The sequence below is a fragment of the Peribacillus sp. ACCC06369 genome (assembly GCF_030348945.1).
In the GTDB taxonomy this organism is placed as follows: Bacteria; Bacillota; Bacilli; order Bacillales; family DSM-1321; genus Peribacillus.
This window is the reverse complement of record NZ_JAUCEN010000002.1, coordinates 1887062-1901673: the sequence shown is the minus strand read 5'-3', so window position 1 is coordinate 1901673 and position 14612 is coordinate 1887062. Positions and strand designations below refer to the sequence as shown.

Genomic DNA, 14612 nt, shown 5'->3' with positions numbered 1-14612 from the left:
CTGCTTCACTCACCTTGCCTAGTGATCGGGATTCCTAAGACAAGCATCTTGAATCGGTGTCCCTTTTTCTGTAATCATGTACCTTAAATCATTATTATCTTTTGCAACCTCTACCCGAATGCCATAATGGTGCAGACTATTTGCCAATAGATGCCCCCACCCTTTTAATATATCGTATACACTTTTAAATCTGTCTACTAATTATATCTTCCTTATTTAGCAGCTTTTAAGCTTTAGTGTATACTATAAATCTATCGTTTACTTAATAGTAACAGAACGAGATCGTCGTACTTTCATTAATAAATGATGTTAATCTGTTCTTAAGCGACACGGCATTTGAAGTGAACAATATATATTTCTCTTCAGTTGTTTTGATCATGATTCTGTCCGTGGCAGGATACGGAGAACCGATTCTAATCGCACTCTTCCCTTCTCCCCCGTACGTATTATCATCATTAGTTATTGCTAAGATGTCCGAGAAGGGAATTGTCACCTTGGAAAACTGCCATTTAATGATCAAATTTTCATTTATTTTTTCAATTCGAATTCCAATCAAAATAAGTACCTCCTTAAAGTGTCTGGTTAATTTTAACATTCCTTAACCGTTTTTTCACCTTCATGTTTTGAGGAACCAAATTCTTTACTTACTATAGCTTTTTATCCATTAAAAGGCCCTTCTCGAATGAGAAGGGCCTTTTAATGGATTGCATTTAACCTTCAAGCTCCTTTTTCTTTTTCAAGAGTTGTAGGAATTCCCTATCCAATTCCTCTTTTTCCTCTTCATTCATAACGCTGGACAGTATTCAAATTTGTTGATTCTTGATTTACAGCCCTTACTCTCGGAGTTTCATCTTCAAATGAAAGTGCATGTGTTGCAAGTGATTGAATCAATGAACGATCATGAGTCACAAAAATGATGGTTCCTGGATATGCTTTTAACACTTCGGTTAAAGCCTCTTTAGTATGAATATCCAAGTAGTTTGTTGGTTCATCCAAAACCAGTACATTATAGTTTCCAAAAAAACTTTTGCTAGCGAAGCCCTGACTCTTTCCCCACCGCTTAAGACTGTTACTTGTTTGTGAACGTCATTTCCTTTAAAAGCTAATCGTGATAATACTGTGCGAATAAAGGCTTGATTGTAGGGACTATCCTCCAAAACATTTTCAAGTACCGTTTTACTTTCATTCAAATTTTCTTGTTGTTGTGCAAAAAAACCTACCTTTGCTGGCTTCGCGACATATAAATCTGCATGTCTTTCCACTATCTTTTTCAGCAATGTGGTTTTTCCTGAACCATTTTGACCATTGATGGCGAGTCTGCATGCTAGGGGTACATCTCCATAAATATGTTGTTTCAACATTCTAGATCCGACGCTCAGGGAACAGCCATTAAATCGAATGACCCTTTTGCTGCGCAGAGATGGAAATTCTGAAATATCAAAGATGATGGGGGTATCTTCCTTAGGTTTTTCTTTTTTTGCTAACTTATCGATTCGAGTTTCAATCGCTTCGGCAGAACGGTTCAATTTCGCCTTCTGTTTTCCAGAGCTGCGTTTATGGAGCCTTGCTTCTGAATTGCCCATTCGTTTAGGGGCTTTCCTGATTGAATCAGATTTGGCTTGGAGGTTTTGTGCAGCCTGTTTCAACCTATTCTTTTCGCGAGTATACTCTTCATATTCCTTATTTTCCTTTTCTGTTTTTGCTTGCTTTTGTGAGGTATATGCTTCGTAATTCCCTTCATATACAGTAACCTTGCCTTTCTCAACTTCCCATATTGTCGTACACAGATGATTTAAAAATGATTTATCATGTGAAGTAAGCAATATAGCGCCATTAAATGACTTTAAATCCTTTTCCAATTGTTCAATTCCGAATACATCTAAATGGCTGGTAGGTTCATCCGCGATCAATACATCCGCATTGGAAGTCAACGCGGCGGCAATTTTTCTTCGAGTACGTTCGCCGCCACTTACCATTTCTTGATTCTCATTGGGCAGTTTCCATATACTCGTTAACTCCCCGCTTATTTCTAGTTCAGTTTCTTCTATCTGTGGGATGTAACTGACTGTCCCATAGCTCTCTATATAACCGGAATCAGGTTCCTTAACGCCTGCCAAAATAGAAAGCAGGGTCGTTTTACCTTCTCCATTTTTACCAACCAAGCCAATACGATCATGACTGTATAGATGAAGTGAATCAACGGAAATAACTTCACGGTTCCCGTAGCTTTTCTTTAAATCATTAGCTTTTAAAAATAACATGAAAAATCCCCCTCTATTTTTCTAGAGAGGGATCGCCTGTTACTAAATTCATATACATAAACCAAATATACCTCTCCGATTTCGATAACGGAAAAAGTATTTGTATATGAATTAGTACCTATAAATGAACAGACGAATCCCATCTCTAAACATAATCATTAAAATCTCACAAGGGTATCTAAAAAGAATCTTGTTCAAATGAAAAAGTGATGCTCACTTTACTCACCAATATCAGGAGAGCTAACAAGCGTCCTTCCATTGAACATCCTAACCGTTTACACCCAGTGAAATAGATTTAGATTTACTGTTTATTAGATAAGATTACTGCTTCATTGTATGAGGTACCTTTTCCTTCCAATGTAATGAATTAATGATTGCATAGTATCATATGTTTGTAAAGCTTGATTGATGCCCGTTTTCCTTAAAGTTCATGTTAATTGGGCTCTACATGGACATGAACATCGTAAACTCCATGATCTTTCATCATCACTTTTTCTACATGGGTCGCTATATCATGAGCTTCTTTAATATCTAACGTAGAATTGACAAGGATGACAACATCAATCACTTCATTATTCCCGTAATTTCTCCCTTTAATTTCTTTTATCCCCTTGACCCCATCCACATTTGTAATTACATCCTTATAAAGATGAATTTTATTTTCATCGAATCCGTCAGAAAGTTCATGAGAGGCTTGACTGAATATATCCCAAGCTGTTTTGCATATTAATAATCCAACAATGATTGCAGTCAGGGAATCCAGCCAAGGCATGTCTAATTGGGAGCCGAAAATCCCTATAGCTGTTCCGATACTTACCCAAGCATCGGAAATATTATCTTTTGAAGCTGCCATAACGGCTTTACTATTAATTTTGAGAGCAAGTTTTTTATTATATCGGTATACAAAATACATGACTATTGCAGATAAAACGCCTACATACCCTGCAATAATGTCAGGTGATTCCTTTCCACCTTTAAGCATGGAAGCAACTGCATCTATTAAAACTTGTACACCAACGGCAAACATAATAAATGAAGCTACCATTGAAGCAATCGTTTCACTTTTCCAATGACCATAACCATGATCTTTATCCGGGGGTCTTTGAGCTAGCCTTAAACCGATCAATACAGCAATCGATGCGATAATATCAGTGGTATTGTTCAAACCATCCGCTTTTAAAGCGGCTGAGTCGCTTATGTATCCTATAGCCAGTTTCATGATAGATAGACAAATATAAGCAATTATACTAATGATTGCACCACGTTCGCCTAATTTGAGGTCATTATACTTCTGTTCTTCCATTCAACTTCCCCCCACAATTAAGTACATGAATATAATATCAACTTAAAAATGGGTGGGTCTATAGCAACCTTTTTGTATCGTTTTATATAAGTAAGTGATAGATAACTATGTTGCACACGGCAAAATATCTGAAAAGTGTAATCTTTATGGAACTTTTATTAAGAAAAGCCCTTGAGATGCTAAATATCCCCTCCGAATGAAGATTTGTTGCATTAAAAAAGGGGGCTGCTCCAACGCCCCCCCACTACTGCAGTAAAACACCCCTGAATTGGGAGATGAAGTTTTACCCATATTCCTAAGTATAAATAATATTATATGTGGGTTTAATCACTCCGTTTGGATATTGTTTCATTTCAACTAAATCTAATTTTAGACTCGGCTTAACGCTGCCGAAAAGAGGGATGCCTTCACCGATTATGACTGGATTCACTTTCAACACCAATTGATCAATGAGTTTATGTTTTAATAACGTTCCAGCCAGTTCTCCGCCTCCGCAAAGCCATAGCTTTCCGTCAGCTTGCTGCTTGAGGTTTTTAATAAACGCCACGGCGTTTCCTTTGATAAGTTCTACCTCCTCATTCGATTCAAACTGAAGGGAGCTCGAGAATATATAATGTTTCAAACCCTTATAGCCTGGTTCACCCGGTTTAGATCCGAATTGAAATCCAAATTCATATGTTTTACTTCCCATCAACACCGCTTCATAATGCTGGATATCAGATAAAAAGTCTGGGACATGATCTCCTTCAAATAAGAAAAAAGAATGATTGATATCCCCTTCCAACATTGCTTGATCGGCAATGAAATTGTCCAGTGAAACGGCTACATGATATACCAATTCTGCCACTTAGTCATCCCTCCAAAAGTGATTACACTAATGTTATTTCCTGAGTTCCAAATGTAGGATGTCCCTTAACCTTAGCAAAAGTATCAGATAGCCATATCCATTATTCGTTTGATATGGTCTTCATTTGCTTCGACACCCACTTGTGTGCAAAGGTATTTATTAAGTCTAAGGAATTCTGGGATCATATCTCTTAACGTTTTCATGATTTCATTTGTATTACGGCCACAATCCCAACCTTCCAAAAGGGATAATTGCTTTTCATCTAATTTACTTCTTTCACCTTCGATTTTCGTCCATACTCCATAGGGTCCATCTACGTGTTCTTCCATTTCCATATACCAACCAGACACAATCAACCATCGTATCCTATCAAGATTGGATAGTGCATGAAATATTTCTTCCCTCATAATAGCTCGGTAGGTTTCGTGGACAAATGCAAGCAGCTTTCCTCTCCAATGGTCAACTTCATCCGGTGAGGGTTTATACACTTGCTTAGCTGATTCCTTAATAACATGGCTCAAAATATTTAGGGGATCATAAAGGACTTCAACCTCTTTTAACCAAATAGAAGGTACCATTTCCTCAGGTGAGTGATACCAGCTATCCACTTTCACAAAGGACTCATAATGAGAGACAACGTACGGTGATGAAGGATTGTAGTCTTCGTGAAATGAAACATATCCCCAGTTATTGGCTCTATTCCTTTTTTCCTTTAAAAAACCTGCTTTCCGTTCTGGTATAACAATGGTATGCAAATCGATATCAGAGTAATTATCATAGTTTCCTTTTGCTAATGAACCGGCTAGGTAAATAGCCAAAACATCTGGATCTGCCGATAAATCTTTTAATGCATTTCCCAAAAGAATATCGCGATGTTTCGGTAAAAATGCATCCCTTTCTATATGTTTACTGACGAATCCCGCACAAGAAAACCATCTCCTTTTTTTGTAAAACCTTCAAATTAATATATTCGTGAATCAGAAAAAAATCCCTTCTTCCTATGACCTGCGGATTAGTGGACTTTCTGTCTTGTGCTAGTTTCTTGGCTGAAGACCAACGCCCACCATCACCTTCATTGACTGTCTGAAAATGGTTACTTTCCGGGAATGGCTTTTCATATTACAATCAGCTTTATCAGGAGACAGACCCTCCCCATGTTCTTCCGGATGTGTTATTATTTTGAATATTAAGTTAGAAGGAGGCATCATTTCATGTTTTTTGCAAATACCCCTGAACCGCCCTATTACGCTTGTATTTTCACTTCTGAAAGAAGCGATACGGATGACACAAGTTACAATTCAACCGCTGATTTCATGGATGAACTTGCCGCTCAACAAGATGGCTATTTAGGAGTCGAAAGTGTAAGAGATCAAAACGGGTTAGGAATTACCGTATCCTACTGGAAGTCCCTGGATGCCATAAAGCTTTGGAAAGAAAATGCTGCTCACAAAAAGGCACAAGAAAAAGGCATGAAAGATTGGTACTCGTCATACTCAACCCGAATTTGTAAGGTTGAAAGAGATTATACAAGCAAATAGGGAGACTGAAATTTATGAATTTTCAGCTATAAAAAAGACCGCTTTTACTTTTTTGAGGGTTTGTAAATTTGAACGTTGATTTCCATTCCAGGCACTCGCTTTCCGCGGGCGGTCCGGGAGCCTCCTCGGCGCTCTTTGCGCCTGTGGGGTCTCCCTTGGACGCGCTTATCCCGCAGGAGTCTCGTACCTTCCATTCCAATCAACTAGAATTTTTTTACATTAGGCTGTTCATCCCGAACCATGTTTAAGACTAGTTTCCATTATGGATTTTTACTGTTTTATGAAACACTTATTAGATTGAAGAAATTCACACGACACTCCTGGAGTAACTGGCAGACACCAAAGACGCCTGCGGTTAGGTGGTCTTGGCATACAGTCGGCCGAAAGGGAGCTGATTTCTGAAAAAAACCGGAACGTTTTTTAAACTGAAGTCAAACTCGCTTTCCATTGAGTTTGTCTTCAGCATGAGACCGCTAAAATCCCCTTAAAAAAAGTGGTAATCATTCCCTCCGTAAAATCGTGAAAGGGTTTCGGGATGAATGCATTCCGAAACCCATTTTGTCGACAAAATGTGACCGCGCACTTAGTTAGCGGTCTTCACAATGCATGATGCCGTTAAGATCTTCTTTTATGAGTGAGTACATATATAAATCATCGAATTTGCCACAAGTATATTCATAATGCCTAAGCAAACCTTCTCTTCTAAAGCCTTGTTTTTCGACTAGTTTTTGGGATGGGTGATTATCTGGTTCAATTAAAGCTTGAATCCTTTCTAGGTGAAAGTGACAATAACCATACATAACAACGGCTTCCAATGCCTCACTAGCAATGCCTTTTCGCCAATGATCTTTACTTAACTCATATCCAATTTCAGCTCTTTGATGATTGGTGACCATATTCAGAAAACCACAACTTCCTATAACCCTACCGGAATCTTTTAATGTAATTCCCCATCTAATTCCCGAACCTTCTTGGAATATAGATTCGTACCACTTAATTTCATCCCATACGTCATTTACTGATTGGCATGGATCTAACCCCATTGGCTTCACTACATCCGTATCAGATAGATATTTAAACATATCACCCGCGTCTTCTATCGTTACTTCCCTTAAAATCAATCGTCGTGTTTCAATAAGCGGAAATACATTCCCCATCCTATTTCCCTCCTCCAAAGTCCTCTTTTCCATATTTTACTGTTTTAATCATTACCTAATTAACACCGATAATCAACGCTTTATTGCTTAGAGAATAAATGTAATAACTAAAAGGCGTCCCTACTTTCGTAGAAACGCCTTACTTGTTTCAATCATTTAAAGAATCCATTTACTTCACTGCTGAAATCATTAGAAACATCGGCCTTCGATTTTCATCTTTCATTTCAGGAACACTTCTTAGCATTTCATCAGAAGGCATCGGTTCCTTTACTGCCCTAATGCTGAAACCAGCACCAATCAAGTCATTTATATAAGTTGAACTCGTACGATGATACTTTACAACGTTTTCAGTTAAAAAGGTTGTTTCACGTACACCTTCGGATTGATAGTTGTCAACTGGCCAATGCAGATGATTTCCTTGTTTATCTACATACCATGCTTGCTCGTTTCGAGAAGTAAAAATTGGATGTTCAACCGAGAAAACAAAAGTGCCTCCAGGCTTTAGACAATCATAGACCTTCTTGCAGATTGCCTCATACGACTCAATGTAATGAAAAGCCAACGAACTGATGACCACATCAAATTCAGAGCCGGAAAAATCGATGTCTTCAATTGGCATCTTAATATACGAAATGAAACGGTCATCCGTTTTTTCACGAGCTCTTTGAAGCATATTGTCCGAAATATCCACACCAATCACGGAACTAGCTTGTTGCTCACGGGCAAATCGGCAATGCCATCCGAAACCGCAGCCCAAATCAAGTACACTCTTATTGCGCAGATTTGGCATTAGTTCTTTTAATACATGCCATTTTCCCGCAGCTTCAAGTCCTTTGATCGATCGGGGCATTTGCTCATAAGCAGAAAAGAAATTTGTATCATCATATTTGTTTTGTTTCATTATTCATACATCTCCTATAAATCAAGATAGCCTCCTAAGATTAATACCACATCTATTTCAGGAGGCTACCTATCTCCTTCTTACCATTTCTTTCACCTCGTTATCTTGATGAATCACTGTCCTTATAGTAGCATCGCTTGTCTACCTTCCGGCTGTCAGAAGTTCAATTTTATAATGAATCTTCATATTGATCCTATTTTCAATTACCTAGTAATCCTTGATTAGAGCGAACCTTCAAAAAGTCAAATCGAATCCATTAGGCCTTATCTCCTAATGTCTTTATTAGGAATAAGACTTTTTTACTCATCCTTAATAAGTTATCGAGAAGATAAGCAAACTATACCATATTGCAGCTGTACGGAATCTACCTTGGCTTAGTACGCTACAAATTAATCCAGGTAGTAAAAAGGTTAAATGTATATCGCTTAATCAAAATGTAATGGGGTGAATGTTTTATGAGAATGAAAAAAGCATTAATAGGTCTCTCACTCTTATGTATGATTGTTCCTGGTATTGCCAAATCGGCTGATTCCGTTGCTGAAAATAATCGAAGCAATATCGTGGCAAATTGGAAATTCACAAAACAACATGTTAAAAGCGGTTCAATCGATAAAGGTAATTTAATTATAGAAGATACAAGCAAACATGGAAATGATTTAGAGTTAGTGACGATAGGGGATCCTGCCTCGCCTAAGTTAAAAAATATGATGAAATGGTCTGCAGAAGATTATTATGATCAAGAAGAAGTGGATAGCTTGGCGTTCGCTAATTACGAAAACGCCCCTTCAGGAAGATATTTTAAAACCATAAAGGGTTCACCCATCAATTCGGAGAAATTCGATAAGGGTTTTACCATTGAAGCGATTTTTAAGTTGCCAAGTGATTCCAAGAGTGTCATGGGGCTTTTTTCTAGACAAGGACAGGCTACCGATCTTAATAAATTGGAAGGTGAGAAGAAAATCCTTTCTGCTTTAACTGTATCCAGTGATCAAAAAATCCAATGGACAAGCCATCCATCTAATTTAAATTACAATGTAAGCAATTGGTCTCGATCATTAAATGCTGATGAATGGTACCATTTGGCGGTTGTTAATGACGGTAACACGACGACTTTAACTTTGAATGGCGTTAGTGATTACGGAAAATCAGAAAAAGTAATAGGTATTGCAGCAGTTAAAGGTAAAGGCTGGAACATCGGAGCATCTGAGTGGGGAAATAAGTTTAATGCACTATTCAAAGGGAATATCCAGGAAATAAGAATTGCTAATAAGGCTTTGACTGAAAAAGAATGGCTTGTGCAGGATGCTCGTGATGATGAACCATTCGAAGGATCAAACAAGGCTTTACCCTTTCTAACGAATAAAAAGAATTACAATTTCCTTTTCATTCCAGATACCCAGAAATATTCAAGCCAAAACCCAGAGATTTTCAAAAGCCAAATGAACTGGATTTCCAATAACACAAAGAAGAACAATATCGTTATGAATACATTTGTTGGGGACATTGTCGATAGTGATTCAGAAAAACAATGGCAGATTTCCCTCGGAGCCATTTCCCATCTGGATAAAAATCAAGTTCCATATATGATGGCTGCAGGGAATCATGACTATGCTGACGGAGATCCTTTCTTAACACATTATGGGCCGCAGCGTTTTATGAATAAAAAATACTATAAGGGGTCGTCTCACTCTGGGTATAGCTCATATGCAATAGCTAAGGCAGGGAGCTATGAATACTTAGTCTTAATAGTGGATATGAAAAATCTGCATAAGGACTTGGAATGGTCAAAACAGGTTCTGAATCAGCATAAAGATAAACCGACCATCCTCGTCTCACATGATATTATTTTTCCAAAGGTTAAGGATGATAAAACCAATGCCGTCGAGTCATCTAATGGCAAACTGATTTGGGATGAACTTGTAAAGAACCACAATCAAGTGTTCATGACTGTAAATGGACATTATTTCGGGATAGCACATCGTGTAAAACAAAACACAGCAGGAAATGATGTCATTCAAATGCTAGTCAATTACCAAACAAATTATCGAGGGGGAAATGGCTGGCTAAGACTAGTAGAATTTGATGAAAAGAAGAACAAACTGTTTTTCCGTACCTATTCCCCATTTGTCGATGAAATGTCTAAAAAAGAAAAATCCTACGTCGATTATAAATTTTTAACAGGTGAAAATAATTCATTTAAATTAGATTGGGACTTTAAAAATAGATTTAATTTTAATTAATTTAAAAGACGAAAAAATCCAATTCCCCAGGTATAATTAACAATCTCATCAACCTGGGGGGATTCCCTTATTTTGGAGCCAAATATAATGTTGAATTTTTCAAACCGTCATGCTCTAATCATCATTTTGTTTTTTCCAAAACCGGTTATCTTTAGATTTAGATGTTATTATCTCTTTTTCATTAGCGTAATCTGTATATCTTTTAAGACCTGAAATATCTTTCTCTTTTCTAAATAAGCTCGCACCCTATCTAAGACTCAACCGACATTGTACTTTCTTGAATTTATTTATCAGTCCATTTTTCCTTATATTCATCATAAGCTGCAGTCCAATGATACGGTTGCACTTCTGCTAATGTTTTGAACGTTAGGTCGTGTCTTGGTAAACTTACTGCCACTTTAACTGACGGACCCCAGTAAAAAAGCCTTTCTTGACATATTCCACAGGGAGAAAGCACTTTAAATTCTGACTTCTCATCATCACGAACTACACATATTGAATGAGTAATTTTCTTATTCAATTTATGAGCCTCTAATATGGCTCCTGTTTCCATACAAAGATTTGTTGAATCGTTTATTATATCAGGAGCTACGCTGGTTAAAGCCGTACCATCTTCTAACCATACTGCCGCTGCACCGCCCCATCCTTCAGGGTATCTTTCCTTTATTAAGTCAATGACCATTTCGTACAGTCTTTGTTCAATTTCCAAGTGATTGCCTCCCATGAATCTTTAGGATCCGATGTCATTTCCAACTACTTTACTAGGATTTTAAACAATCTTTGTTTAACCAAGCACAGTCTGCAACCCAGCGTGTAGCTATTTGATGATTAACAATTTCAAGCAACTTTTCGATTGCTTCTTTCATATCTGTATCCATGAATTTTCGTTTTACCAATTTTACCTCCCCACTTTTCTTTAAAACATTTCATCCTTTATATCCATCATTTCATCTCCAACTCCCGCTTTCCCGAGTTTGGAAAAACGTTTTCATGCTGCTTTTTTCATCACTGATTTGTACTTTCCGAACCCATTAACGACAAGGACCCCTAATATCGCAATCACACCACCAATGACCGAAAGAGTACTGGGTACCTCCTGCAGCCAAACCCATGCGATGAAAATGGCAATTACAGGTTCAATGTATAACAGACTGGATACGGAGCTGGCTTTTCCTAACGAGAGTGCGACTGCCCATGTAACATAACCGATGGCCGCAGGGAAAATACCAACAAAAATCGCTGATAAATGTCCTTCCATTGTAGCGTGTTGCATTTCTTGAAATAGCCCTGGAAAAAATATAAAAAAGGGTATTGTACCGATCCATGTGAAATAAGCTGTCAATTCAATCGGATTATAACGGCTAAACAACGGCTTTTGGAAAACAAAAAACACCGCAGAAGCAACAGCAGACATCAGCACTAAAAAGGCTCCTTCAGAAATAGTTAGCGAAGGGCCTGCAGTACCCAATGTAATTAAGGTGATCCCTGTGAATCCTATTCCTAAACCAATCCATCCGAATAAGCCGAGGCGTTCTTTTAAAACGATAGCAGCAATGATCGCAATGAAAACGGGTGCTGAACCAATCAGCATTCCAGCGGTTCCCGCCGAAACGGTAAGTTCCCCGAATGTCACCCCGATATGGTACATACTAATACCAATAAATGCAAGGATCGATATTCTCAACAAATCCTCCTTTTTCGGGAGTCGAAATTTCACGCCAGGCCATAGAGCATATAGGACAAAAATCCCTGATGCAATAAGATAACGCACAAGTACCAAATGGCCAGCTGAATACCCGCCATGTAAGCCTGCACGAATAGCAGCGAATGTAGATCCCCAAATAATAACTGTAATGGATGCCAATAAAAATGCTTTAGTGTTCAAAACCAATTCCTCCCATACCATTCACTATAACCTGAAGGTATCATGGATACGTAAGAACTTCAATAAAATTCCTATCTCGCTGTGAAGTGGCATAGTAAGAAAAGGAATTTGTGTTCACTCTGGGCTGTAATCATCGCTGAAGAAAGCTAATACCTGATGGGCTTGGTCAGAAAATTTTGATGGATTGGGTTAGAAAAGCACGCTAAACAAAAGGTGCTTCGTATAGGAAGCACCTTTTGTTCAGACTGTAGACAAACTCGATATTAAGATTGCCTACATTTTTTTGAGGGAGTGTAAAATATGAACGTTGATTTCGACTCCAGGCACTTGCTTTCCGCGGGCGGTCCGGGAGCCTCCTCGGCGCTCTTGGCGCCTGTGGGTCTCCCATGGACGCGCTTTTCCCGCAGGAGTCACGCACCTTCCGTTCCAATCAACTTTGCAGATGGAACCCCTTTTGTCTACAAACTCGTTTACAATTACCTTGTCCACATTTAAGCTTACTTGAAATATTGTCTTGAGGCTTTTACACTGTAACAGTTTTGTGGAGCAATACTGCAATAATAACGTTAAAAGTGTAAAATATTGTGAATTTGAAAAAACTAATAGGATTTCTAACGGAATGCTACTTTATGGTTAATCCAAGAGTTAGTGGATACAATTCACCTGATTTTGGACAGACTCCTCCTTGGAACGTTTGGTCCTTTTTAGATCATGTGCATAGCTTCAATCCCCGCAATAATCCGTTTAGCAGTTCGAAAGGACTTTAAGCCAAGCATTCTGTACAATACGCTTTTTAATAAATCGTTGATCCTGCTACACGATAATGTTGAGATAACTAACTTGCGTTATTTGTATGCCTTCGGGCTACTCTTCTTCTTTTAACTCCTGAATGGCTACAGGATACGCTGGGTTTTTATCCACTGTTATGATAAGGGTCTTGAAACATACGAAAAAACCAAGGCTTTCTTGAGAAAGCGTTTGGCTGCTTGATTATCTCTGGATTCACTTAGATAAAAATCAACCTTCAGAACCCACTTCACGATACAGGTAGTATAATTGATGGTAAAGGAATCGGAACATACATGGAAGAAAATGATAAATTCCGAGAGTTTATATCGGATGATTTTAGGCTGTGGATAGATGGCGTGAAATTTAATCAAAGGGGTTCTCTTATTTTTAACAGTAACAGGCTGCATCGAATGGTTACACTTAATCAAGAAAGTTTTCTGACTGGAACTACCCGTACAGGGAAAGCATTTGTCGTAGAAACCCCAATCTTTATTCCAAGTAAAGGAAAAATGAATACACTAAGTTAATTCGGATTTTATGTCCTAAAAAATAAAGAAGCGAAAATGGAAATCACAAAATGATTTCCATTTTCATTTTAAATACTTTTTGGTTTTAGGTCGCCTTGATGAAAGGCTTTTCTTATATCAAAATAAACATAACCCTACTGGTGATTGCAATTTTTCATATATTTCAAGAGGCAAATCATCCGGATCACAAAAAAAGGTAAACCTTTTTCCTGTTAACTCATCAACACGGATAGGTTCGACTAGGTTCGACTGGAATGTTTTCTTTTTCTAAATCTTCAATCGCTTGATTAATATCTTCCACTTCAAAAGCAAGATGTCTAAGCCCTCTTGCTTCAGGATAACTTGGACGATGAGGGCTATCAGGAAATGAAAACAATTCCAACTGATATTCCCCTCCGACCATTAGATCCAATTTATACGATTTCCTTTCTGTCCGATAGTTATGAAATTTCCTTTAAATGTAGCCAGCATCCCTAGATTGACACACCCTTTGCAGAAACCCACCTATTGCTTCTGGTAAAAACTTCAGCGGCAGACTAAAAATAATAGTGGATAAGGCTGAATATAGGTATAATGGTTTGTTAGATGATCTCCCGTTACAATTTCTGCGTGAAATATGTGATAAATTAATATTGGAAGACCTAATCCACTAAGCCCCCTATCCATTTTTCCGCTATATTTTAGATTACTTTTTATTAATATAATTCCCCTTAATACATTTCATGCTTTCGGTATCTTTTGGGCGAAGGTTTCGCCTGTTACCTTCTTCATGAACATTCCTTTTCTAAATGCTATATCCCGTCCAAAGATAGCCACATTTTGACGGTCAGGACCTAACTGCCGTTCCATTTCAATACGGTCTGTACAACTCCGAGTTAATCGGCATTGTACCTTCCGGCTATCCTTTGATATGTTTCGAGCTCATATATCCCGTCCCTATTAAAATCTACCGGATATAAAGCAGATAAAGGATCGACCCATCCTGCTATCGGTGCCTTCAAAACACCATACTTGTATAATAATGAATCACTTTTCTGATATCATACGTATCCAATTTTCATCCCAACTGTTTCTTTATTATCAATATAGATTTATATGTAGGAATTTTGTGGATAGCTTGAGAGTTTTTTGAAATATAAATATAAAAAGCTAAGTATTACACTG

At 37.9% G+C, this 14612-nt stretch carries 15 protein-coding genes and 3 pseudogenes; 3 read left to right on the top strand and 15 right to left on the bottom strand.

The window, feature by feature from the left end; genetic code table 11:
* Positions 1–18: 18 nt before the first annotated feature.
* The 7 genes from QUF78_RS10170 to QUF78_RS10140 all read right to left on the bottom strand — a co-directional run bounded on the left by QUF78_RS10170 (position 19) and on the right by QUF78_RS10140 (position 5271).
* Positions 19–147, bottom strand: a complete 129-nt coding sequence (locus QUF78_RS10170; RefSeq protein WP_289324548.1) for a hypothetical protein — start codon at positions 145–147, stop codon at positions 19–21.
* 115 nt (positions 148–262) lie between these two features.
* Complete coding sequence (locus QUF78_RS10165) at positions 263–556, bottom strand: SunI/YnzG family protein (protein WP_289324547.1); 294 nt, start codon at positions 554–556, stop codon at positions 263–265.
* A 224-nt stretch (positions 557–780) separates the two neighbouring features.
* Positions 781–942, bottom strand: a complete 162-nt coding sequence (locus QUF78_RS10160; RefSeq protein WP_289324546.1) for a hypothetical protein — start codon at positions 940–942, stop codon at positions 781–783.
* 5 nt (positions 943–947) lie between these two features.
* Positions 948–2261, bottom strand: a complete 1314-nt coding sequence (gene abc-f / locus QUF78_RS10155) for a ribosomal protection-like ABC-F family protein (RefSeq protein WP_289324545.1) — start codon at positions 2259–2261, stop codon at positions 948–950.
* A gap of 433 nt (positions 2262–2694) precedes the next feature.
* Complete coding sequence (locus QUF78_RS10150; RefSeq protein ID WP_289324544.1) at positions 2695–3564, bottom strand: cation diffusion facilitator family transporter; 870 nt, start codon at positions 3562–3564, stop codon at positions 2695–2697.
* A 295-nt stretch (positions 3565–3859) separates the two neighbouring features.
* The gene (locus QUF78_RS10145; protein WP_289324543.1) at positions 3860–4411 is read right to left on the bottom strand and encodes a dihydrofolate reductase family protein; all 552 of its coding nucleotides are present in this window, start codon (positions 4409–4411) and stop codon (positions 3860–3862) included.
* 83 nt (positions 4412–4494) lie between these two features.
* Positions 4495–5271, bottom strand: coding sequence for a nucleotidyltransferase domain-containing protein (locus QUF78_RS10140; protein WP_289324542.1), 777 nt, complete (start codon positions 5269–5271; stop codon positions 4495–4497).
* A gap of 351 nt (positions 5272–5622) precedes the next feature.
* Here QUF78_RS10140 and QUF78_RS10135 point away from each other — a divergent pair, with 351 nt between their 5' ends.
* Positions 5623–5949 (top strand): antibiotic biosynthesis monooxygenase family protein, encoded by a 327-nt coding sequence (locus QUF78_RS10135; RefSeq protein WP_289324541.1) that lies wholly within the window; start codon positions 5623–5625, stop codon positions 5947–5949.
* Between the two features lie 587 nt (positions 5950–6536).
* Here QUF78_RS10135 and QUF78_RS10130 read toward each other — a convergent pair.
* Both QUF78_RS10130 and QUF78_RS10125 read right to left on the bottom strand, forming a co-directional pair.
* Positions 6537–7106 carry a GNAT family N-acetyltransferase gene (locus QUF78_RS10130; RefSeq protein ID WP_289324540.1) on the bottom strand — a complete coding sequence of 190 codons (570 nt, stop codon included), beginning with the start codon at positions 7104–7106 and terminating at the stop codon, positions 6537–6539.
* 169 nt (positions 7107–7275) lie between these two features.
* A complete protein-coding gene (locus QUF78_RS10125) occupies positions 7276–8007 on the bottom strand; it encodes a class I SAM-dependent methyltransferase (protein ID WP_289324539.1) in 732 nt (243 codons plus the stop codon).
* A gap of 455 nt (positions 8008–8462) precedes the next feature.
* Between QUF78_RS10125 and QUF78_RS10120 the strand changes: the two genes are divergently transcribed.
* Positions 8463–10247 carry a laminin G domain-containing metallophosphoesterase family protein gene (locus tag QUF78_RS10120; protein ID WP_289324538.1) on the top strand — a complete coding sequence of 595 codons (1785 nt, stop codon included), beginning with the start codon at positions 8463–8465 and terminating at the stop codon, positions 10245–10247.
* 283 nt (positions 10248–10530) lie between these two features.
* Here the strand turns inward: QUF78_RS10120 and QUF78_RS10115 are convergent, their stop codons facing one another.
* From QUF78_RS10115 to QUF78_RS10100, 4 genes and pseudogenes are all read right to left on the bottom strand, one after another.
* On the bottom strand, positions 10531–10956 hold the full coding sequence (locus QUF78_RS10115) for a cytidine deaminase (RefSeq protein ID WP_289324537.1): 426 nt from the start codon (positions 10954–10956) through the stop codon (positions 10531–10533).
* Between the two features lie 52 nt (positions 10957–11008).
* Positions 11009–11143, bottom strand: a complete 135-nt coding sequence (locus tag QUF78_RS10110) for a hypothetical protein (protein ID WP_289324536.1) — start codon at positions 11141–11143, stop codon at positions 11009–11011.
* Positions 11144–11235: 92 nt separating this feature from the next.
* Positions 11236–12132, bottom strand: coding sequence for a DMT family transporter (locus QUF78_RS10105; RefSeq protein ID WP_289324535.1), 897 nt, complete (start codon positions 12130–12132; stop codon positions 11236–11238).
* A gap of 645 nt (positions 12133–12777) precedes the next feature.
* Positions 12778–13154, bottom strand: a pseudogene (locus QUF78_RS10100) (DDE-type integrase/transposase/recombinase); the annotation flags it as partial.
* Between the two features lie 60 nt (positions 13155–13214).
* Here QUF78_RS10100 and QUF78_RS10095 point away from each other — a divergent pair.
* Complete coding sequence (locus tag QUF78_RS10095) at positions 13215–13448, top strand: hypothetical protein (RefSeq protein ID WP_289324534.1); 234 nt, start codon at positions 13215–13217, stop codon at positions 13446–13448.
* Between the two features lie 117 nt (positions 13449–13565).
* Here QUF78_RS10095 and QUF78_RS10090 read toward each other — a convergent pair.
* Together QUF78_RS10090 and QUF78_RS27990 are read right to left on the bottom strand one after the other, a co-directional pair.
* Positions 13566–13887: pseudogene (locus QUF78_RS10090) on the bottom strand (VOC family protein); the annotation flags it as partial.
* 281 nt (positions 13888–14168) lie between these two features.
* A pseudogene (locus QUF78_RS27990) lies at positions 14169–14455 on the bottom strand (hypothetical protein); the annotation flags it as partial.
* Between the last annotated feature and the right edge of the window lie 157 nt (positions 14456–14612).

Excerpts from the sequence above, each read along its gene's own strand:
- abc-f (WP_289324545.1), bottom strand. The coding sequence starts at position 2,261 with ATGTTATTTTTAAAAGCTAATGATTTAAAGAAAAGCTACGGGAACCGT.
- QUF78_RS10150 (WP_289324544.1), bottom strand. The coding sequence starts at position 3,564 with ATGGAAGAACAGAAGTATAATGACCTCAAATTAGGCGAACGTGGTGCA.
- QUF78_RS10135 (WP_289324541.1), top strand. The coding sequence starts at position 5,623 with ATGTTTTTTGCAAATACCCCTGAACCGCCCTATTACGCTTGTATTTTC.
- QUF78_RS10130 (WP_289324540.1), bottom strand. The coding sequence starts at position 7,106 with ATGGGGAATGTATTTCCGCTTATTGAAACACGACGATTGATTTTAAGG.
- QUF78_RS10125 (WP_289324539.1), bottom strand. The coding sequence starts at position 8,007 with ATGAAACAAAACAAATATGATGATACAAATTTCTTTTCTGCTTATGAG.
- QUF78_RS10120 (WP_289324538.1), top strand. The coding sequence starts at position 8,463 with ATGAGAATGAAAAAAGCATTAATAGGTCTCTCACTCTTATGTATGATT.
- QUF78_RS10095 (WP_289324534.1), top strand. The coding sequence starts at position 13,215 with ATGGAAGAAAATGATAAATTCCGAGAGTTTATATCGGATGATTTTAGG.